Here is a 21,576-nt window from a genome sequence, read left to right as displayed (position 1 = left end):
CATCGCAGCCAAGAGGCGAGTGGCCCTGGCCTGCGTCTGCTGCAAGAGGATACTGATGGACTCATACGGAACCTTGTGCGGGACAGGCGTCTTGCCGGTCCAATGGACCGCCTGCAGGCCGGCCCCGTTCCGGCCGAGCCCCCTAAACCGAAACGGCGGCCCCTCGCTTGGCCTCTTCTTCAAATCGGTCAAGCTTGGCAAACAACTCGGCCGTCAGTGCGTAAAACTCGCGGAACTGTTCTGCCGCCTTGTTCTTGTGTCCTTCCTTATAGGAATGCGCGATCTCCTTGGCCACTCGATGGACTTCCGCGTGTTGTGCGTCGATGCTCTTGAACGAAGAAAGATGTCCGAATCGCTGCATCCCCTCGCCAAAATACCACTTCCCAAACTGGCAACTATGATGATCCGTGACCTCCGACGGATCGAGCGACGCTTGTCCGGCTAGCAACTCGGCCAGTTTGCGTTTCCACTCACTGTGGGCCGCCTTGATAGGGGCTGCGCTGAATTCGGTCTGGCCGATGTTGAATTGTCCGACAAGCCGCTGCAACTCTTCGGCCACCTTCTGAAGTTGCGCTCCCGCCGCATGAGTGTGCGCCGCCCCTTCAGCGGTCTGTTTCGCCGCCAGATCCACGCCCGCGATGTTCTCGGTAATCTCACGGCTGGCGGCAGCCGACTGCGTCACGCCTGCAGACACATTGCCCGAGGCTACGGCCGTCTGAGACACGTTTGAGGCAATCTCCTTTGTAGCGATGCTCTGCTCCTCCATCGCTGACGCGATCGTCCGCGAAACCTCGTTCACCTTGGCGATCACGCCGCTGATCTGCCCGATCGACTCGACTGTGCTGACGGTCGACGACTGGATGCCCTCGATCCGCCTGCGAATATCCTCCGTGGCTTCCGCGGTCTGCTTGGCCAGTTCCTTGACCTCGGTGGCGACCACCGCAAAGCCCTTGCCGGCTTCGCCCGCCCTTGCCGCTTCAATCGTCGCATTAAGAGCCAGAAGGTTGGTTTGGTCCGCGATGTCTTGAATGACCTCAATGACCTTGCCGATCTCGTCTGCCGCGGCCCCCAGATTGCTGATACTTTCATTGCTGGCTTTCGCGAGAACCGCGGCATTCTCGGCCACGGTGGCGGCCTGCTCGGCGTTCCTGGCCACCTCGCCGATGCTGGCGGTCATCTCCTCCACCGCGCTTGCCGCCGCCTTGACGCTATTGGACATCTCCTCCGCGGAAGCCGCCATGCTGTTCATATTGGTCGCCATCTCCTCCGCGGCAGCGGCCACCGTCGCCGACTGCGCCGTGGTTTCCTCCGCTCCGCTGGCCAGCCGAGTGGAGGTGGCGGAGAGCTCGATAGCCGCGCAAGACAACATGCTTCCCTTCTCGTTCATGTCGTGCATGATCTCACACAACCGAGCCGCCATGCCGTTCATCGCCGTGACCAACTGACCCACCTCGTCCTCCTGATTCAGGCTGAGTCGCTGAGTCAGATCACCCTCCGAAATGCCCTTCGCCAAACCTACCGCCTGCTTGAGCGGGCGAGTGATTCCGCGAGTCAGGCTGAAGCCCAAGGCCAGCGTCAGGCCGACGCCGATCAGGGCGCCCACCCCCGATGTAACCATGGCCAACCGCGAATTCGCTTTGCCTTGGGCGCTTTGCGCCTCGGCCCTTGTGCTGTTCAACTCGATCAGCCTCGACAGCGGCTTGAGCACGGCCTCCTGCTTGGCTCGGCATTCAACCATGGCGAGATCGTGCATCGTATTGTAGAAATCAACGCTTTTTTGTGCTTCGGCCCGCATGTTTGCGAACTCGCCGAAAACCTCCTTCATCGCATTCGCCATCTCGCCGTGGAGAATCTTCGCCGCCCCTTCCTTATCGGCCTTGGCCACAAGATCTCGTATCTTCGCCACGCAGCCGTGAAAAGCGTTGTGATGCTCCTGCACGTCGGCAAGTATCTTCTTGAGCTCCGGGTTCGCAGTCTTCAGTGAAGCCATCCATTTGCCGAAATTGCACGCCGCCGGATCGTGCCCTCCCTCGAACGCCTCGTTGTTGTATACCAGGCTCTGAAGGTTCATAACCAGTTTGTAGTGGTCTCCCGTGAATTGCTGAATGCTGGCAAGCAAAACGGCTGGGTCACCGATGTCCTTGGCTTTGAGATCGGTAGCGGCTTTTAGAAAGCTCTCACTCGATTCTCTCCATGCCTTTTCAGCCTCGGCAAACTGCTTGCACAGCTCCGCCTCTTCCGCGGTCTTCGGCAGGTTTTCATAGGTCTTCCAGGACGCCGCGTAACCCTCATTAGCCTTGTTGATATTGTCGATCTGCCTCTTCCAATCCTCCGCACTCAGGTGAGTACTCAGCAGCGTCCGCTGAGCAACACGCACGGACTCGAGGCTCTTCGCGACCGTACCCAGGCCGTCAACGCTCGGCAAACACTGATCGCTGACTACGCGCAGATCGTGCCCCACCTTCGTGAGCCCCCAAACGCCCGTACCCCAGATGCCTGCAAGCAGAAGAGCAACAAGCACAAACCCGCCAACCAGCTTGGTTCCGATCTTCACGTTCTTGAGCATCGCAAGTCTCCCTATCTGGTCGCCCGGCCGATCTCAGCATTCCGAACACATCGCGGCAGCAGCCAACCCCCACACGATCAGCCTTGCACGACCGCACACGGCAACCCAGGATGTGCAGTACAACCACGAAGTGTGCCTTTCGCCTCAGGGTTTCCCCTGAGACCCATCCGTAGTTCGACTGAGACCTTCTCTGACTTGAGCACCCTGTGATGGCGGGCTTGGCAAATCCGTGGTGCTTGCTTGAAATGGTAGAGATAAGAGGCCCGATAACGTACGCTACTGTTGACCAACCCGAATCTCAGACTGTGTCTCACCAGTAGCTGCCAACGATGGCTTGCCGTCCTCAGCAATGAAACAGGGCCCCCCGATCACTCGGACGGCCCCTGCAATATGGTCAGTCTGGACCAAACGGCCTGCTCCGGCCGATCGAGCGGATCCCGCTAGACCTTGAACTGCCCCACCAGGCCCTGCAACTGTTCGGCCAACTTCGACAGGTCATTGCCTGCGGCCTGAGTCTGCGCCGCACCCTGCGCCGTCTGCTTGGCGGCCTGGTCCACGCCCGCAATGTTCTTGGTGATCTCCTTGCTCACCGCGGCAGACTGAGCGACTCCTTGCGACACCGTCTCCGCCGCGCTGGCCGTCTGGCCGATGTTCTGGGCAATCTCCTTCGTCGTGGTGCTCTGCTCCTCGACCGCCGAGGCAATCGTGCTCGACACCTCGTTGACCTTGGCGATCACGCCGCTGATTTCATTGATCGACTGCACCGCACTGCCGGTGGACGACTGGATCCCTTCGATTCGCTTGCGAATGTCTTCCGTGGCTTCCGCAGTCTGCTTGGCCAGTTCCTTGACCTCGGTGGCCACGACCGCAAAACCTTTTCCGGCATCCCCAGCGCGGGCCGCCTCGATCGTCGCGTTCAGGGCCAGCAGGTTCGTCTGCTCGGCAATATCCTGAATGACCCCGATGACCTTGCCGATCTCGTCGGCGGCGGTACCCAATTGGCTGATGTTCTCATTGCCCACCGCGGCCAGTTGCGCCGCCTGGCTGGCCACCGTCGCGGCCTGCTCCGCGTTCCTGGCCACTTCGCCGATGCTCGCGGTCATCTCCTCGATGGCTGCCGCAACCGTCTTGACGTTGGCCGACATCTCCTCGGTGGACGCGGCCATGTTGTTCATGTTGGTCGCCATCTCCTCGGCGGCGGCGGCCACCGTCGCCGACTGCGCCGTCGTTTCTTCCGCACCGCTGGCCAACTGGGTGGCCGTGGCCGACAGCTCCGTCGATGAGCCGGCCAGCGTCCTGGCGCTGACCGCAATCTCGCCGATGATCCGCTGCAACTTCTCCACGAACGTGTTGAACCACTTGGCCACGTCTCCAACCTCGTCGCTCGTGTGAACCTCCAGACGACGGGTCAGATCGCCTTCGCCTTGGGCAATGTCCTGCAATGCCGCCGCTGCCCGCCGCAACGGAGTGACGATCCGGTGAGCCGAGAAGCCCGACAGCAGCCCGCACAGAACGAACGTCAACACCGCCCCGCCGATCGTCCAGTACAGCATGGACATCAGGGCCCGGTCCATACTCGCAATGGCATCCTGAAAGTCGTCTTCATAAGCGCCTGCCCCAATGACCCAGTCCCAGGGCTGGAAGTAACTGATGGCCGCGATTTTGTACCGGGCCGTAACATCCCCCTCGTTCTTCCAGGGATATCGCTCGAAATCGCAGTTGTCGTCCTTCAGCACCAGCGCCTTGTTGATAATCGACTGGATGAACAAATGCCCGTCCGCATCCTTGGCCTCCCAGATGTTCTCACCGTCTCTCTTGCCGCCCAGAGAAACGATATACTTGCCCTTTTGATCGCCCGTGCCGCCAAGGATGTAGACATAGCCGGTCTTGCCGACAACGGTCTTCATGATGCTGTCGCGGACCTCCTTGACGCTTTCCTGTGGAACACCGACAAACAGGGCGCCTATCACGTTCTTGTTCGCATCGAAGATCGGTTCATAAGCCGTATGGAACCAGGCATTGACCACAAACGCCCGCCCGACATATGTCTTGCCTTGCAGCACCGTGGTAACCACCGGATTGGGCTTGCCGTCAGGCTCAACCGCCGGAATGTACGTGCTGATCGCCCGCTTGCCATCTGCCGCAGTCACGTTGGTGCAGGCGCGCAGCATGTCGCCGGCCTCGTTCATCCGCTGAAATATCGTGCACGCCCCACCCACCAGCGACTTGACTTCGTCGACGACGGGCGCGGGCTGCTTGGAGTCAAAGTTCTGTCCCAGCCAGTTCTGCCCAACCATCATTTTGGGTAGTTCGACCTTCGTCGGCTGCTTCGTCAACTGATTGACCGCGTCCCAGGTAACCTTCTCCGGGGCAAACGTGATCTCGCCTGCCTGCCTTAACACTCTGCCGGCCACCTTGAGGTCGCTTTCAAGCTTCAGATTCAGGCTCGCTTGTTGGGCCCGCAACATCTGATACACGCCCTTGGCGACGGCGGCACACTCGTTGCGAGCCTGCTTATCCAATTCCTCCACCAACTGAGTTCTCACCCGGCCTTTCTGCACCAGCACGAGAACCACCAGCACGGCGGCCGTTAAGAAAACACCCGTGACACCCAACGATACGATCTTTGACCTTAGTTTCATCTCACGTGCCCTTTCTCAAGCATGCCCAGCATCCAGCCAGAACGCTGGCTACAGGTGATCACAGTCTGGAACCGCACTAGCGGCCGGCACGAGCCGTTTTGTTCATCTGCCTCAGAACTCTACGCCCAGAGATCAATGCGGCTTGCGCGCATTCTCTCGAATCACCGTGCGATTCGGCTGCGGACCGCAAAAGCTGATCCGCCTCAGACGCTTACGATCTGACAACCGGAGCCGCAGACCGCCTCGAAGCCTCAGAACTTACTTCCAAGCGTTCGCACCGCCCCGCAAGCCGGACTGTTCGCCCGTATGGCACTGAGCCTTTTCCCGATGAACGGACGAACCCCGGGACCGCTGATATATGAATCGCCTCCGGGTCGAACTTCTTTAGCAACTCAGGGAAATCCCCGATGCTGTGGCTCACCTCCACCTCGCCAAGCCTGCTGGAGACCTGTTGCGCCACCTCATCTCAGAATAGATCGGCCTCTTTTATCGGACCCACCTCGCACGACGGCTGCAGCAAAACCCTGACGCACAACCACGACAGATCCCTATATATGGGTGCCTTTGCGAGAGTAGACTGTTCACAAGAAGAAAGCTGCCCGGCAATTCCCGGTGGCCCTTCGCCGAAAACCGCTGGGTCCTTGGTTGCAGAATGGGATGGAACGCGGCCCGTTCATGCGCGGAGTGCGCTTCTATTCCTCGTTCCTTGACTGCCGGCGCCGCTATACGCAGTGCTCAGGACGACCGCCCCGGTCACGCACCGCCTACCTGCATGCGGAGAAAAGTGACCGCCTTAAGACCGGCCTCTTCAAGGACCTTGCCGACAGTCTTCTTGTCATCTTTCACGAAGGGCTGCTCGAGCAGAACCTGCTCGCTGAAATAGCGGTTCATCTTCCCGATGAGAATCTTGTCGACCATGTTCTCCGGCTTCCCTGAAGCAATGATCTGGGCCCGCTGGATCTCCTTTTCCTTTTCAACCAACTCGGCCGGCAGGTCCTCGCGTCGCAACGCCTTGGGAGCCATTGCCGCGATGTGCATGCAGAGGTCGTTGAGCAGGGCTTCACTGCCTCCGGAGCCTTCAACAACCAGCAGAACACCCAGCTTGCCGTCGTGATGCACATAGCCGGCGGCACGCCCCCGGACCCTCGCCACCCGGGCAATCTTCATGTTCTCCCGAATTCGGTTCAGAACATCGATCAGCAGATCCTGTACGGTCTGGCTCGGATCATCGACGAATTGCTCGGCTCCGATGGTCGCTGCATCCGCATTGCCCGTTAGGGCCGCGTGTTTCGCAATCTTGTTGGCCAGCGCGATGAACTCCGGGTTCCTGCCCACCGGTGCCGTCTCACAGCTCAGTTCAGCCAAGGCCGCGACCCCCTTGGCCGGGTCGACGTACATGCCCATGCGCCCCTCGCCCATGGCACGGCCTGCCTTCTTCTCCGCCGCGGCCGCCCCCCGCTTACGAAGCAGTTCCAGCGCCTTCGTGGCGTCGCCACTGGCCTCCTCCAGCGCTCTCTTGCAGTCCATCATCGGCAAACCGCTGCGCTCGCGCAGATCTTTGACCATTGCTGCGGTAATCTCAGCCATGTGCTTGCTTGCTCCTTGCGTGCTACACACACCCATACCCGACCCAGGTCCCCAGTCACCTGTGCCGGAAAACCCAAGTACACCTGGACCATCATGAACGACATCAGAAACGGCGCAGGCATGGTTCGCCCGGCCGCCGCGCGTGGATCTCTTATCCTATGTCGAGGCCACGGCCGAATCCGTCACCGGCTGGCCGCTCGCGGCTTCGTCGCCCTCTTGCGCGGTAGACTCGCCGGCCTCCTCGGCCGGCGCCGCTGCGCGGCTCGATCGTTTCGCACCCGCAGTCCCCCGGGTTGCGGCAGCCTCGCCGGCACCCTCCGCGGGCCGTGCCCGTTTACCCTCCTCAATCGCCTCTACCATCGCCTCGCAAACCAGCTCGATCGCTCGCATCGCGTCGTCGTTACCCGGTATCGCGATATCCACGTAGTCGGGATCCGAGTCTGTATCAAGCAAGCCAATCACGGGAATCTTGAGTTTGCGAGCTTCAAGACAGGCGATATACTCGCGCCGAACATCGATCACCACCACAACGCCCGGCAGCTTCGTCATGCTCCGGATGCCTTCCAGGTTCCGCTTGATCTTCCGTCGCTCCCGCGTGAGCGTCGCAATCATCTTCTTGCTGTACTTCCCCGCCATCCCCTCCGCTTCAATCGCCTCCAATTCCTCCAGCCGAGCCAGCCGCGAACGAATCGTCCGGTAGTTGGTCAGCGTCCCACCCAGCCATCGCTCCGACACATAATGCATTCCGGTGCGCTTGGCGGCATCCATCACGGCATAGCGGGCCTGACGCTTAGTCCCCACGAACAGAACATCCTGCCCCTTGGCAACAACATTCGCGACGAACTTCTTGGCGCACAAAATGCCCTTGATCGTCTCGCGAATATCAATGATGTGGATCTGATTGCGCGTCCCGAAGATGTATGGACGCATTTTGGGATTCCAGGCACTCGTCCGATGACCGAAATGGATCCCTGAATCGATGAGCTTACGAACGAACTCTGACGCCAAACGACACCTCCGCTTGCGACCGACCTGCTGACTCGATGAAGCGTCGCGCAACTTCACCGGGCGCGCGGACCTCCCGCGCTCCATACCCACACCCGCCCCACTGCGAGGCAGGCTCACCCCTTTCGCCGAAAAGTCACAGCCAGGGGCGATACAGGAAGCGATCTATATTACCCGCAGACATGCAGTCCCGCCAGCCCCCCTTCCCTCGGGTTTGACCCGCCCCCCGACCGCTGATATACCGATGACCGTGCCCGAGTCCGACAAAGATGCCAAACCATCGTGCTCCCCGCCGGCCAGACCCAGAATCTTCATCTCGGCGGCTGAACCGAGCGGCGATCGCCATGCGGCCGGTCTGGTCCGGGAAATTCGCCGTCTTTGCCCCAAGGCCCACCTTTTCGGCGTCGCTGGACCGGCAATGCAGGCCGCAGGCTGCCTGGCTATTGACGATTTGACGTCAAAATCAGCCATGTTGGTCGGTGCCCTCCGACTGCTGCGCCATGCGCGGCGGCTCATGCGCCAAATCTCCCGAATACTTGCGGCCACCCCGGTCGATCTGGCTATCGTCGTGGACTCTCCAGCGCTGCATCTTCCGATGGCTAAAAGACTTAGAAAGGCCGGATGTCCCGTCCTGTACTATATCGCCCCACAACTGTGGGCTTGGGCTCCCTGGCGGATTCGCCGCCTCCGACGCCGTGTGAACCGGGTCGCAGCCATCCTGCCCTTTGAAGAAGGCTACTTCCGACAGCGAGGCGTCGACGCCAGGTATGTGGGCCATCCGTTGGTCGAGCAGCTTGCCGACTACAACCCGGATCATACGCTGCTTGCGGCCATGCGCCAGGCCGGTTCGCCCGTCGTCACGTGCCTGCCGGGGTCGCGGTCCCATGTGATCCAGGAGGTGCTCCCAGGCCAAATCGAGGTGGCCCGAACCATCGCTGAGCACCATCCCCGCGCCGTATTCCTCTTTGCGGCCGCTGATGCCCGTGCCTCGGCCATCATTCGTGAGTTCCTGCCCACCGACAACCTCAACTGCCGCGTCGAGATCGGTCATCTGCCCGAAATGCTGTCCGCCTCCGACCTGGCCCTCTGTGCTTCAGGCACAGCTACTCTCGAAGTGGCCTGCCACGGGGTCCCGATGATCGTGATGTACAACGGATCCAAGTGGGGCTACCGCCTGGTCGGGCGACACCTCATCACTACGCCTCATCTTTCCCTGGTGAATATCCTCGCCGGCCGTCGAATCGTGCCCGAATTCATGCCCTACTATGATTCCACCGAGCCCATCGCCGCCGAAGCCCTCGATATCCTCGCCAACCCGGCTCGACAGGAAGCGATCAAAACCGATCTGGCCAGGATCGTGAATTCCCTGGGCACCTCGCGGGCAGCCGAGCAAGCCGCCCGCATGGCCGTGGAGATGATCGGCTCTGAACCGGCTGCGTCGTATAATAATAGTGACGCGGGCTGAGGTGGCTCGTAAGAACTCGCGCCGGAAGAGGCCGGGCGAGGCATCCCGCGAGATGGTTTTCTGTGGGCGACCGCATGCCGACTTACGAGTATCGCGCAGCAGACGGACAAAAGGCTTGCGACTACTGCCGCGAGCGATTCGAAATTCGCCAATCCATGAGCGAGGAGCCGTTAGCTGCCTGCCCAAGGTGCGGCAACCCGGTTGAACGGGTCATCTCGTTGTGTGCGGTCTCGACCGCCCAATCCGTCAAGTCCATGCTCAGCGACAAGAACCTCAAGAGCAAGGGCTTTACCAAGTTGGTCAATGAAGGCGGCGGCCGTTTCCGAAAAACCACATGAGCGGCACCGCGCGGCTCCGCAGTGCTTGAGGCGCGGACCCTTTCGTGGAGACTCAAGGTCCGCTACATCGTCTTTCGGGGCTGTCGGCCTCGTTCTCATTGCACCCGCTTCTCTGGCTCTCCCAAGCTTGATCGCCCGCTCAGCATCTCGTTTGCCCTGCTCGGCGCGACCCTGTGCGGGATCTTCCTGACCCCCGTGTTCTACTACGTTCTGCAATGGGCGGCGGAGTGCGGAAGGCCGAAACAAGTCCCGGCGGCCGCCCTAACAGGGTCCGGCAACCCCAGCCACTCCAAATGATGGCCACGCACGAGGGGAAACCGGTCGACACACGAACAAGAATCCTTATTATCTGGGGTCATGAACCAACAGGAGCGAAACCAACGGAAAGATGATCTGTCGGCACCGAAGGAACCGGCCACCACATTGACCTTAAGGCTGGTGGTCCTCGGCCTGCTGCTCATCGGCTGCGTCCTGGTCTTGCGGCCGTTCATCTCCGCGATCCTGTGGGCCATCGTGTTGTGCATCTCGAGTTGGCCGATTTGCTCCCGACTTGCGGACCTTCTTCGCGGTCGTCGCGGCCTGGCCGCCGCGATTCTGACGGTGTGCATCATCCTCATCCTTTTGGCCCCGTTCGTTTTGATCGGGCTTAGCCTGGCCGACGACGTGCGGGCTTTGGGCTCTGGCCTTCGCGAATTCCTGGGGTTACCGCCCCTGGAGCCTCCCGGGTGGGTTGAGCGGCTTCCTCTGATCGGTTCGCATGCGGCCGACACATGGCGAGATCTCGCTTCGGACAGCGCCCAACTTACCTCGCGACTCAAGCCTTTCGTTGAGCCGGTCACTTCGGCGCTGCTCGCCGGCAGCGTGCATTTCATGAAAGGCGTCGCCGAGCTGGCCCTCAGTATCTTCATCGCCTTCTTCCTTTTCCGTGATGGTGCGGTCGTCGCTCAGCGATTCGTCGAAGCCACCGAACACATCGTCGGCGCCCAGACTCGTGAACTAGTCGACGTCGCTGCAAAGACGGTTCGAGGGGTCGTCTACGGCATCCTCGGCACTGCCCTGGCCCAGAGCGTCATCGCGGGTATCGGTTTTCTCATCGCGGGCATTCCCGGTGCCGGGCTGCTCGCGTTGCTGACATTCTTTCTTTCGGTGGTGCCGATGGGTCCCCCACTCGTCTGGGTCCCGGCCGCGATCTGGCTTTTCTGGAAAGGGTGGCTGGGCTGGGGCATCTTTATGGTGTGCTGGGGACTGCTGGTCAGCAGCGTCGACAACGTCATCAAGCCGATGATCATCAGTCAGGGCAGCCGCATGCCCTTCGTGTTGGTCTTATTGGGTGTCCTGGGCGGAGCGATCGCCTTCGGCTTCATCGGCGTCTTTCTCGGCCCCGTCCTCCTGGTTGTCGGCTTGCGGCTTCTCGATCACTGGAATAAGACGCGACTGGCACAGAGGCGGATGGGAAAGTCAGGATGACGGGGGAAGCGGTCGGGCATCAGTTGTCAGTCGTCAGTGCTCAGTGCGGAGCCTTCGGCAGGGCTGAAGACTGACCATTGATAGCTTGGTTTGGCCATTCGGGCTTCAGACTCCCTTGGTCATTGGTGCTTGGGTATTGGTCATTTCCTCGAAACCGGGGTGTTTGACAAATCCCGCCGCATGCTCATGGCTCATCCTCGCCAGGTTGCGTTCCGGTCCATTCATCCGCCTTCAACTCGGGAAACCGTCAGTACCCGTCAATCCGCCGGCATGCAGCGCCCTTTGGCCCACTGACGCAGAGCCTGGACGCTTTCGGCCATCGTCACCGAAAGCGGCGGCGATTGCTCCAAGGCCTGCAAGAGCCGGTCTGTGTCCAAGGCCGCCCCTTCTGCAAACGCATGATGCAACCCGGAAACGACGGCCTGCTCGATCTCCGCGCCACTGAATCCTTCCGACCGCTCGGCCAGCTTGTCCAAATCGAACTTTTCCGGATCGCGGCCGCGTTTTCGCAGATGAATGGCAAAGATCTCCCGCCTGGTCGACGCCTCCGGCAGATCAACGAAGAAGATCTCGTCAAATCGCCCCTTTCTCAAGAGCTCCGGCGGCAGGGCCTCGATGTCGTTGGCCGTGGCGACCAGGAACACCGGCGCTCGGTGCTCCTGCATCCAGGTCAGCAGCGAGCCGAACATCCGCTGCGACAACCCGCCATCCGTGCTTCGCGAGGCCGCCGAGGCAAACGCCTTCTCGATTTCGTCAATCCACAGGATGATCGGGGCCATGCTTTCGGCCTGCTTCAGGGCGTCGCGGAGCCGCCGCTCCGACTCGCCGATGTACTTGTCATACAAGGCACCGACATCCATCCGCATGAGGGGCCGCTGCCAGGCCGTCGCAATGGCCTTGGCGCACAGGCTCTTGCCGGCACCCTGCACGCCAAGCATCAGAACGCCCCGCGGGGCAGTGATGCCGAACTTGGCAGCCTCATCCGACATTGCTTGCTGCCTGAGCTTCAACCAATGCTTGAGACGCCGCAGGCCGCCGATCTCGGACAGGTCCACCGGGGCCTCCACGTACTCCAGCAGTCTCCCGCTGTCCAGGGTGCGCCGCTTGGCGGCCAGAATGCCGTTGATGTCCGAAGCATCCAGGCGATGGTCCTCCAGGACGACCTCGGTGATGATTCGCTCGGCCTGCCGTCGGGTCAGGCCGCGAAGGTTGCGGATGATCGTCTGGAGCTGGCGGCGCGTCAGGTCCACTTCGATCGGCTCCCGACGGTGAAGACGACGAACAACCTCTCGGATGATGCAATCCAGCTCCGTTTCACTGGGCAGCGAAACCTCGAAACGCGCCGCCTCCATCGCTACAACCGAAGGCAGTTGGTCGGCGTAGTCAATCAGCACCATGTGACTGCCGGTCTGACGGCAATGACAGACTGCTTCGCGGAAGTACCGCAGCGTCTTCGCGTCGGATAGGTGCGGACCAAGATCAAGCATCACGCAGATGTAGCGTCCAGGAAGCTGAGTGAGCTGCGCAAGGGCGACCGCCGCGTTCTCCGTGGTAGTCACACGCTTGCCCGCGTCGACCAGGCCATCCCGCAATCCCGAGGCGACCGACCACTGCCACAAGCCCAGCCCCGCTAGGTCCCGGGCCATGTCGAAGGCCACTTCACGAACCAGGTTGACAGCAGATTCCTCCTCGCCGGTCACCACCGAAATCAATGGGTGCCCCGCGTGGATTAGCAGCTCCAATTGTTCGCGGTCGGTCATGAACAGATGCCCTCATTGCCGGGCCCGGCAGGGATCGCCGCCCACCATCTTCAAGCATACCACACCGCACCGACAAGTAAACGCCCGCGTCTTGCGGAAGGGCCTACGAATGGATGAAAGGTAGGGCATGGTCGGAGCCACCAAAGGTGGCGGAGACCTGCCGGTCCTGGATGTGGAACGCGGCCAGTCTCTACCGCTGTGCCGACCTCGATGCTGCCCTCCGTGCGGCACCGTCAACGCGTGTGCCACCGTTGCAGCGATGCACACCCGAATCACCGCCTCGCCATGCCGCGACAACCGTCCTTGACAGCACGCCCCGCACGAGATTACATGAACAAGTCGCAAACGTTGACTCTGTTCCTCACCGGCCGGAGAGCCTCGCTATGATGATCCATTCACATCACGACAGCCGTCGCCAATTCCTTCGCCAGGTGGGCCGCGCCGCGCTTGGCGGCATGGCCCTCGGCTTCCTGCCGCGCCCCCTCTCAGCACAGTCTCGCCCGACCCAAACAAGCCGCGTCGCCCTGACAACGGGCGAAAGCCGAGGCGACAACATCCACCGTGCCCTCAGGCTGATGGAGCCCCAGATCCGCGAGACGCTCGCCCGCAAGAAGCGCGTCCTGCTCAAACCAAACATCGTATCGACCGGTAGACAACTGGCCGCAACCCACGCGGACTGTCTCGAGGCCGTTCTCGATTTCCTCTCCGCTTTTCACAAGGATGAGTTCATCATCGCTGACTCCTCCGCCTCGGGATCCTCGCATGAAGGCTTCTCGAACTACGGCTACGACCGGCTGGCACGCAAGCACAAGGTCCGCTTCCTGGACTTCGACGATGAGCCTTCGACGATCGTCTACGTGTCCGATCATCGTTTTCATCCCCAGGCCGTCCGCATGTCCGATCTGCTTCTGAATCCCGAGACCTACATCGTCTCGGCGGCAATCCTCAAGACCCATGACCGGGCCGTCGTCACCTTGTCACTCAAAAACGTCGTCGTCGGGGCCGCCAAGAAAGACAAGACCTTTCGGTGGGGTGTGCCCGACAGCGGTTCGAACGACAAGATGATTATCCACGGCGGGCCGGCCAACGAAGCCATCAACCTTAACCTCTTCCAACTTGCCCGGCGCTTGCACCCCGACCTGTCGGTCCTCGACGGCTTCCAGGGCATGGAACACAACGGCCCGGTCGGCGGCACGCCCGTCGATCATAAAGTGGCCGTCGTCAGCACTGACTGGTTGGCGGCCGACCGCGTCGCTACCGAACTGATGGGGTTCGACTTTAACAAAGTCGGCTATCTCTCATTCGCCGCCAAGGCTGGTCTCGGCGAGGGCGATCTGTCGCGCATAGAGATCCTCGGCGAAAAAGTGACCGACCATGTCCGGCACTATCGCCCTCACGACCGCGTCGAAGAGCAGTACAAGTGGATGACCCGCTCCTAACCCACCCGGCCAATGATCGTCTTCGAGTAGTCCGGATCGCCCGCAAAATCGATCGGAAGTCCGGGCCGTTCAATAATCTCGCATCTCCGGCTCCCGGCCGCCTTCTGAACTGCCTGCTCCAGTCGCTGTCTGCTGAGCCCGCGATCGTTGGTGGCTAACAGCAGCAGGCCGTCCCGCTCCAACAGTTCAATCGCCCCCGTACACAGGGCTTCAAGCTGCTCTTCGAGCACGAACACACGGCGTGGCTGTCGCTGCCGGGAGAATGTAGGCGGATCAAGGATGATCAGATCATATCGCAGCCCCTGCCGGCGGGCCCGCTTATAGAAGTCAAAAATGTCGCTGCAAAAGAATCGATGAGGCCCAAGAGCCACCCCGTTGATCTCGAAGTTTCTCTTGCCCCACTCGAGGTATCGCTTGTGAGCGTCCACGCTCGCCACCTGGGTCGCCCCTCCGACGGCCGCAGCCACCGAAAAGCCGCATGTGTACGCGAACAGATTGAGAACACGCCGACCCGCTGAAAGCTCGCGCACCCGCTTCCGGTTGTCGCGATGGTCCAGAAATAACCCATAGGCAAAGCCGTCATAAGGCCGGACTAGGAACTGCAGCCCATGCTCCCAAACGGCATACTCATCGGCAGCCCGCTGCCCGAACCACGGCTCCGGGTTCGTGTGAGCCGCCGCAATTCTCCGATCAAGACGCCCCCGCTCGCGCACGAACCACTTGCGATACACAGCCGTCGCCCCCAGCCGCCGACATAATTGCTCGGCGATCGCTCGTGCCGCGTCCTCGCCCATGGCAAGCCGCTGCTCGTGCAACTGGGCCATCAGCACCGGCCCCAGCTTCTCCATGACCAGTCCGGGCACGCCATCCGCTGCACCATTGAGGATCCGTACCGCTTCCAGGGAATCGTCCTCCAGCAACCGCCGTCGCAGTCTGAGCGCTCGCTCGATCTCGCTTCTGTACGCCGGGCTCATCAAGACCTCCACTGCCCCTGCGTCCCGCCAGGACACAACCCCTCCGGATGCTACAGACGCGGCAATCGGATTGTCCAGCAAGTCCGTACCGGCCTGGTTGCGCGACGCCGCAGCATCTTGCGTCATTCCCCCGATGGCATGAAAATACCGCCGCCATGTCCTCGTCCACACGAGTTTGGGCATCGCTGCTCGACTTGCTTATGCCGCGGGCTTGTCCAGCCTGCAACCGAACCCTCTCGGCCTCGGATGACGTCTGGTGCCCCGCCTGTGCCATGACCCTATTGGAGTCCGTGACGCCCCCGGATCGTTACTGCTCCCGCTGCGGGCAATCAGTCGGACCCTATCTCTTGGATGCTTCCGGTTGCGCCGCCTGCCGTGATACCCGCTTGTTCGTGGACCGCATGGCTCGTGTCGGACCCTACAATGGAATCCTCCGTCAGATGGTGACCAAGTACAAGTTCGGCCGTAATCAGCACCTCGATCGGCCTTTGGCCAGGCTCATCAAGTCGGCCATCGAAGGCCGCGGCTGGAACCGGGAGATCGATGCCCTCGTGCCCGTACCCACGACGTGGTACAATCGGCTTCGGTATCGCTTCCGCCCTGCGGCACAGCTCGCACGAGCCACGGGCCGCGAACTGCATATCCCGGTCCTTCCCCTCATCCGCGTGATCGGAAAGAAATACAACCAGATGGATCTGCCCGCCTCGCTGCGACCTGGAAACGTTCGCGGCGTGTTCAAGCTTCATCCGCGGGCACGACCGGCCGGTGCTCGACTCTGTATCATCGACGACGTCTGCACAACCGGAGCTACCATCAATGAGATCGCCCGCGTCCTCAAGAAGGCCGGCGCGGCGGCTGTCTATGCGGCGGTGGTGGCGAAAACCGAGGCGGATCAACCGATCGCGTAGGGGAACGCAGGAGAAGAATACGGCGCTCACGCACGATGCGCAAATCGGCGCTGCCTGCGTTGGTGTCAAAGCCGTGCCGACCGGATCGAACTCCGCAAGAGACTGTACAGGGCCCCGCCCGCTGACGCAGGGCAAGCACGGCCTCATGGCCCGAACCTGATCAACCGCCGGCACATCACGCCGTCGGGCGAGGGTAGCTCGATCCCGAACGGCTCGGCCGGCAACAGGCCCAGCCGCCCGGCCTGGCAAATTCCATCGGATAACTCAGCAGGCTCCATCTTGTCGGTTTTGTAGAAGACCAACGACGTCCCGGGATTGATGAGCGCTCGCAGTCCATGAAGCACCTCGGCAATCTTGCCCACCGCGCGAACCACGATCACGTCGAATGGTCCGCCCCCCTTTCGGGCCAGATCTTCGCCCCGACTGTGAATCGCCCGCAAATTGGCCAGTCCCAGAACCGTCGCCGTCTCTGCGACAAAACGGGCCTTCTTACCTGTCCCGTCCACCGCTGTAATCTGCCACCGAGGACACATGATCGCCAACGGCACGGCCGGGAAACCGGCACCCGTGCCCACATCCAGAACGTGAGTCGGCTGCTCGGGTTGAACCCAAGCGGTCGCGAGCAATACCAGCGAATCGGCGTAATGCTTGGCCGCCGCATCGGCCGGCGACGTGATCCGTGTCAGGTTGAAATGCCGGTTCGTCTCGATCACCCGCCGGAAATGCTCAAACATCCGCGCACGCTGCTCCTTGCTCGGCGACACGCCAATGGCCCCACAAGCCCGCATCAGCGCATCATCAAAGGCCTGCCGTTCGGGCGTCCCGCTCATCAGCTCGCTTGGCTCCATACGCAGCATGATAACCGCGGACCCGGCCGGGTACTTAGCGCCGGACTTGATGAACAACCCTCCGGCCCATAAGCTTTCCGCCTGACCCGATGAGACCAAGGTAAGCCACGGGCTTCCTGTTCAAGCAAGCCACGGGCCTTCCTGAAATCGGACTTCTCATAATCATGCCCCAGGTGGCATACGAAAGGATGAACCCGTGCCGGAGATCGCCCCGTTTCGCGCCCTGCGTTACGACACCAAGCGCTTTTCCACCGATGTCTCGAAACTCGTCGCCCCTCCGTATGACGTGCTCGAGGCCGAAGACAAAGCTGAGTTGCTCGCCCGGTCCGACAAGAACATCGTCGCCGTCGACCTGCCCTACGTGCCGCCCAGTAAGGCCGGTCCCGACGCCGTGTACGCCCAGGCGGCCGACCTGCTCAACCGCTGGAAGAGTGACGGCACGCTCGTCCGGGACGACCAACCCGCGCTTTACATCTACCATCAGGCATACGAATACGCCGGACGCGCCTACACGCGCAAGAAGTTCTTCGCCCGAATGCGCATCGAAGCCTTCGGTAAAGGCACCGTCTTCCCGCACGAACAGACCTTCGGCGGCCCCAAGGAGGACCGCTTCAAGCTTATGCGGGCGACCCAATGCCAGTTGTCGCCGGTCTTCGGCCTCTACAGCGACCCGGAAAACGTCATCAGCAAACTGCTGGACCCCGGCAGCCGTCCCCCGGACATGACCGCCGACATGCAGGGAGTCGACAATCGCCTTTGGATGCTGCAAGACCCCGCAGCGATCGACGCGGTCTGCAAGGCATTCTCCGGCCGGGCAGTCTACATCGCCGATGGCCATCACCGTTACGGCACCGCCCTGAACTATCGCGACACCCTCATCGAGGAAGAGGGCGAGCTGCCCAACGACCATCCCGCCCGCTTCGTTCTTGTCGGACTTTGCGCCATGGAGGATCCCGGTTGCATCATCCTTCCAACTCATCGCACCGTCAGCGGCTTCGGCTACCTGACGGTCGATGACATCCTCGATGTGCTGCGGACCGGCCTGGCGCTCCAGGAGGTTGCAGTACCTCCAACCGACGCCGAGACCCTGCTCAAGCCCGATTCCCCCTGCGATGTGGTCCTCTATGTCCCCCGCGGCGAGCGGGTTTTCAGCGGAACATTCTTACATCGTGATGTCCTGGCGCAGTTGGCGCCCGATCGGAGCGAGGCTTGGCACAGACTGGATCTGGCTTACCTGCATCGCTATTTGATTGAGGAACTGATCACCGGCCGGGCCATGGGTGGCTCCGAGCCGACGGTCCGTTACTTTAAGGTGACACAGGCTGCTATCGAAGACGCACGCCAGACCGGCGGGATCGCCTTCATTACCAAGGCCTGCACCATGCATGAACTGCGAGCCGTCAGCCACGCCGGCGACCTGATGCCTCAGAAAAGCACGTTCTTCTATCCCAAGTTGGCCACGGGGTTGGTCATCAATCCCCTGGCGTAGACGAGGGGCCGTGTTCTGCCGATGCAGCGTGCGCCTGATCGCGTCGGCAAGTGGGGACGGAGTCGTCCGCAGTCACAGTCGGCAGGGAGTTTGCTTCCATTCTCCGAAAGGAGCCGATCATGCCACAAGATACATACAGCCGACGCAGATTCATTGAGACGACCCTGGCCGCGAGCGGGTTTACGCAAGTAGCAGTCCGACTCTCTCAGGCGGCTCAAACCGCCCAGACACCGCCCGCAACCGGCCCCGCCGCAGGTCCGGTTTACGACGACCAACAGCACACCAGCGATCTCTTTAAAAACACCCCCCGCCGACACGCATTTCGAGCCCACACGCTCGACGAGTTTCGCCAATGGCAGTCTTCGTTCAGACAACGACTCCGCGAACTCCTCGGCATCGCCGCCATGGAACGCGAAGTGCCCTTCGAACACCGCGCCGAACAAGTCGAGCGCGTCGCAAAGGACGGCTATACCCAGGAAAAATGGTACCTGTGGACCGAGCCCGGCGTCCCGCTGCCCATCTGGGTGCTGATTCCGGAAAAGCCCGCCGCCGGACCGCACCCTCTGGTCCTGACACCCCACGGCCACAACGTGCCGGAGATCTACCTGGGTGTTGCCGACGGCGACGCCGACCGCAAATCCATTGCCGAAGGTCAGCGGGACATCGCCGTTCAGGCCGTGCGCGAGGGGTATCTCTGCATCCATCCGACCGCGCGGGGCTTCGGCGAGACCATGCGCCCCGAGGACCGCAAGAGTCGCAAGGTCCACTCCTGCCGGACCGGCCTGATGCACGCCATCCTCTTCGGCCGGACCATGATCGGCTATCGCGTGTGGGATATCTCACGGATCATCGATTGGGCGACGCGGCGGTTCGAGATCGACTCCCGCCGAATCGCCATCACCGGTAACAGCGGCGGCGGCACGACGAGCCTTTTCGCACCCGCCTGTGACCAACGGATCAGCGTCGCGGTCCCCAGTTGTTACTTCTGCACCTTCGAGGCCTCCATCGGCTCGATTCACCACTGCGAGTGCAACTACGTGCCCGGACTCCTGCGCGAAGGCGAAATGTACGACGTCGCCGGTCTGATAGCGCCCCGGTGGTTCAGAGCCATCGCCGGCAAGGATGACGCCATCTTCCCCATCGCCGCGGTCCACGAGGCCTTTCATCGCCTCAGAAATATCTATCGCGTGGCCCAAGCCGAGGATCACTGCAGCCTCTACGTCGGCGACGGCCCCCATCGATACTACAGCGACGGCGCATGGCCCTTCATCCGAAACGCCTTCGCGCAGCTCAGCAAGACGGGTTGAGAATCAGCAGGTAGGGCAGGTCGAAGCCGCCTGCGGCCACGAAGACCTGCCGTGTGTGGGCGGGTGGCCCACCCGTTTGCCGCAGCGCATGGATGGGGCCTCGATGATGAATTGCCAAGAAGTGCCAGGAGCTAAGAGGGCTCTATCGGATCACCGTCTGCATCGCCAAAACCGCATACGCCGTCACCAACGACGGATTGTCTTCGTGCCAGCGGTCGGCCTCGTTGACCCAACTCCCATCGGGCCTCTGCGCGCCGACCAACTGGTCGACTAGGTCGGCTCGCCAGTCGTGAGCCACGTTGGCGGAATCAATCAGCACCGGCTCGCCCCACGCCTCAAGCGCCTTGGCAAAAACATGGTAGAAATAGAATAGTCCCTCCTTCGACTTCTCCCCCGGCATATTGGGATTGCTCGTCAGGGTGTAATTGCGCCGGATCCAATCCCAGGCGGCCTTTACCCTCGGGTCGTCGCGATCAACGTTCGCATAGAGCATGCTCTTGAATCCCGCGTAGGTCATTGATCCGTAGGATCGCAGCCGCGGCCGGCCTTTGACCATGATCGTACCCGCCTTGCTTTCCCCACCGTTGGCCGGAGTGTATATAAAGCCCCCGTCGTCAGCTCCCTTGGCAAAGGGCTGATCGTTGCTCCGCTCGGACATCTGGCAGCGGAGCACGAACTGGATGGCCTTCTGATACGCTGGGTCCGTCGGCGGCAAGCCGCTCTGGTGCAGGGCCTCAAGCATCATCTGAGTGTTCGACAGGTCCGGACGCCGGCTCTGGCCGTAGCCCGCCCCACCGTACCAGGGATGATCCGGCGTGATCGGCCTGCCCTCAGTATCGCACTTCCCCTCGGTCCACTGATTGTCTTTGAGATACTTCCTGGCCCCCGCTATGTAATCGCTCACGGCCGGACTCTTCATCGAAGACAACGCCATCAGCACCACGCTGGTGGTGTAATTGCGATAGCCGATCTGCGTGCTGTAGATTCCCCCGTCCGGTTGCTGGAAAGAAAGCACAAATCCCATCGCTTTCTCGACCACCGGGTGCTTCGGCCCGTAATCCGGATGCTGGATCAGGCACTGGGCCACCATTGCGGTCACCGCCGGATCCGCCACGCCCGGCACGATCTCCCAGCCCCCGCTCTCCGTCTGTTTGCTCAACTGGTACCTGATGGCCCGGTCAATGGCCGGCATGGCCTTCTGCCGCAACGCCTCCTTGGAAACCACCTGCCCCGCAGGCTGACTGCCCGGCGAGGTCGTATCCGCCCGCACAATCGCCACCGACCCCAAAAGGACAACGATCAAGCTGCCTGCAATCAAAAACCGCCTCATGACGACACAACCTCCCCGAGCCAATCCCCCAAACCAGGGACCTCCGCTCACGGCCCCACCCGGTCATTCTACCCCCGAAGGCGTCAACAAACCAAAGCACAACCAACGCCGCCGCAGCAGAGGAATGAGACGTCGACCGCCACAGGTGACGCGGTCAACGCCATGCAAGGCCCTTGACGAACACTTCTCAGAACCTTACGGCCGGATATCTGTCCGGCTTACGCGCATGTTTCTGGATCGCAGAACGTTTGGGCTGTGGCCCGCAAAAAGGCAGTCCGCCTTAGTCCCTTCCGTCGCAACTGGTGTGCGTTTTGCGCGCATGTTTCTGGATCGCAGTGCGCCGGGTGCCATGCCCACGGCTTTGCGTGGGCATGCGCCTCCAAATGAATCCGCTCAGCCCGGAATCCTTTCCGTGCCGCACTCTCGCCCGCTCGGCCCGGAATCCTTTCCG

At 61.5% G+C, this 21,576-nt stretch carries 15 protein-coding genes; 7 read left to right on the top strand and 8 right to left on the bottom strand.

All coding sequences use genetic code 11. The features are described from left to right. Positions 1-142 precede the first annotated feature (142 nt). From PLL20_09195 to rpsB, 4 genes are all read right to left on the bottom strand, one after another. Positions 143-2,566, bottom strand: coding sequence for a methyl-accepting chemotaxis protein (locus tag PLL20_09195; protein ID HPD30157.1), 2,424 nt, complete (start codon positions 2,564-2,566; stop codon positions 143-145). Positions 2,567-3,006: 440 nt separating this feature from the next. After that, positions 3,007-5,208, bottom strand: coding sequence for a methyl-accepting chemotaxis protein (locus tag PLL20_09190; protein ID HPD30156.1), 2,202 nt, complete (start codon positions 5,206-5,208; stop codon positions 3,007-3,009). A gap of 753 nt (positions 5,209-5,961) precedes the next feature. Then, on the bottom strand, positions 5,962-6,795 hold the full coding sequence (gene tsf, locus PLL20_09185; GenBank protein ID HPD30155.1) for a translation elongation factor Ts: 834 nt from the start codon (positions 6,793-6,795) through the stop codon (positions 5,962-5,964). 156 nt (positions 6,796-6,951) lie between these two features. Further along, positions 6,952-7,803 (bottom strand): 30S ribosomal protein S2, encoded by an 852-nt coding sequence (gene rpsB, locus PLL20_09180; GenBank protein HPD30154.1) that lies wholly within the window; start codon positions 7,801-7,803, stop codon positions 6,952-6,954. A gap of 241 nt (positions 7,804-8,044) precedes the next feature. Here rpsB and lpxB point away from each other — a divergent pair, with 241 nt between their 5' ends. From lpxB to PLL20_09165, 3 genes are all read left to right on the top strand, one after another. Continuing rightward, on the top strand, positions 8,045-9,265 hold the full coding sequence (gene lpxB / locus PLL20_09175) for a lipid-A-disaccharide synthase (protein ID HPD30153.1): 1,221 nt from the start codon (positions 8,045-8,047) through the stop codon (positions 9,263-9,265). A gap of 74 nt (positions 9,266-9,339) precedes the next feature. Beyond that, on the top strand, positions 9,340-9,603 hold the full coding sequence (locus tag PLL20_09170; GenBank protein ID HPD30152.1) for a zinc ribbon domain-containing protein: 264 nt from the start codon (positions 9,340-9,342) through the stop codon (positions 9,601-9,603). A 423-nt stretch (positions 9,604-10,026) separates the two neighbouring features. After that, positions 10,027-11,070, top strand: a complete 1,044-nt coding sequence (locus tag PLL20_09165) for an AI-2E family transporter (protein ID HPD30151.1) — start codon at positions 10,027-10,029, stop codon at positions 11,068-11,070. 257 nt (positions 11,071-11,327) lie between these two features. On the opposite strand, the gene PLL20_09160 is transcribed toward PLL20_09165, so the two are convergent. Next, the gene (locus tag PLL20_09160; GenBank protein ID HPD30150.1) at positions 11,328-12,830 is read right to left on the bottom strand and encodes an AAA family ATPase; all 1,503 of its coding nucleotides are present in this window, start codon (positions 12,828-12,830) and stop codon (positions 11,328-11,330) included. A gap of 383 nt (positions 12,831-13,213) precedes the next feature. Between PLL20_09160 and PLL20_09155 the strand changes: the two genes are divergently transcribed. Further along, positions 13,214-14,269: a DUF362 domain-containing protein gene (locus PLL20_09155; protein ID HPD30149.1), complete on the top strand. Its 1,056-nt coding sequence runs from the start codon at positions 13,214-13,216 to the stop codon at positions 14,267-14,269. Here the strand turns inward: PLL20_09155 and PLL20_09150 are convergent. Further along, positions 14,266-15,243 carry a class I SAM-dependent methyltransferase gene (locus PLL20_09150; GenBank protein HPD30148.1) on the bottom strand — a complete coding sequence of 326 codons (978 nt, stop codon included), beginning with the start codon at positions 15,241-15,243 and terminating at the stop codon, positions 14,266-14,268. The two genes, PLL20_09155 and PLL20_09150, sit on opposite strands and share 4 nt — an antisense overlap. A gap of 401 nt (positions 15,244-15,644) precedes the next feature. Between PLL20_09150 and PLL20_09145 the strand changes: the two genes are divergently transcribed. Beyond that, entirely contained in the window at positions 15,645-16,151 is a 507-nt protein-coding gene (locus PLL20_09145) for a phosphoribosyltransferase family protein (protein ID HPD30147.1), read from the top strand. 143 nt (positions 16,152-16,294) lie between these two features. Here the strand turns inward: PLL20_09145 and rsmG are convergent, their stop codons facing one another. Continuing rightward, complete coding sequence (rsmG, locus tag PLL20_09140) at positions 16,295-17,008, bottom strand: 16S rRNA (guanine(527)-N(7))-methyltransferase RsmG (protein ID HPD30146.1); 714 nt, start codon at positions 17,006-17,008, stop codon at positions 16,295-16,297. A gap of 187 nt (positions 17,009-17,195) precedes the next feature. Here rsmG and PLL20_09135 point away from each other — a divergent pair, with 187 nt between their 5' ends. Together PLL20_09135 and PLL20_09130 are read left to right on the top strand one after the other, a co-directional pair. After that, a complete protein-coding gene (locus PLL20_09135) occupies positions 17,196-18,488 on the top strand; it encodes a DUF1015 domain-containing protein (protein HPD30145.1) in 1,293 nt (430 codons plus the stop codon). Positions 18,489-18,607: 119 nt separating this feature from the next. Further along, complete coding sequence (locus PLL20_09130; GenBank protein HPD30144.1) at positions 18,608-19,795, top strand: alpha/beta hydrolase family protein; 1,188 nt, start codon at positions 18,608-18,610, stop codon at positions 19,793-19,795. Between the two features lie 142 nt (positions 19,796-19,937). Here the strand turns inward: PLL20_09130 and PLL20_09125 are convergent, their stop codons facing one another. Then, the gene (locus PLL20_09125; protein HPD30143.1) at positions 19,938-21,125 is read right to left on the bottom strand and encodes a terpene cyclase/mutase family protein; all 1,188 of its coding nucleotides are present in this window, start codon (positions 21,123-21,125) and stop codon (positions 19,938-19,940) included. Positions 21,126-21,576: the final 451 nt, after the last annotated feature.

The organism is Phycisphaerae bacterium, from assembly GCA_035384605.1.
Classification (GTDB): Bacteria; Planctomycetota; Phycisphaerae; order UBA1845; family PWPN01; genus JAUCQB01.
This window is presented reverse-complemented; position numbering and strand designations above follow the sequence as displayed.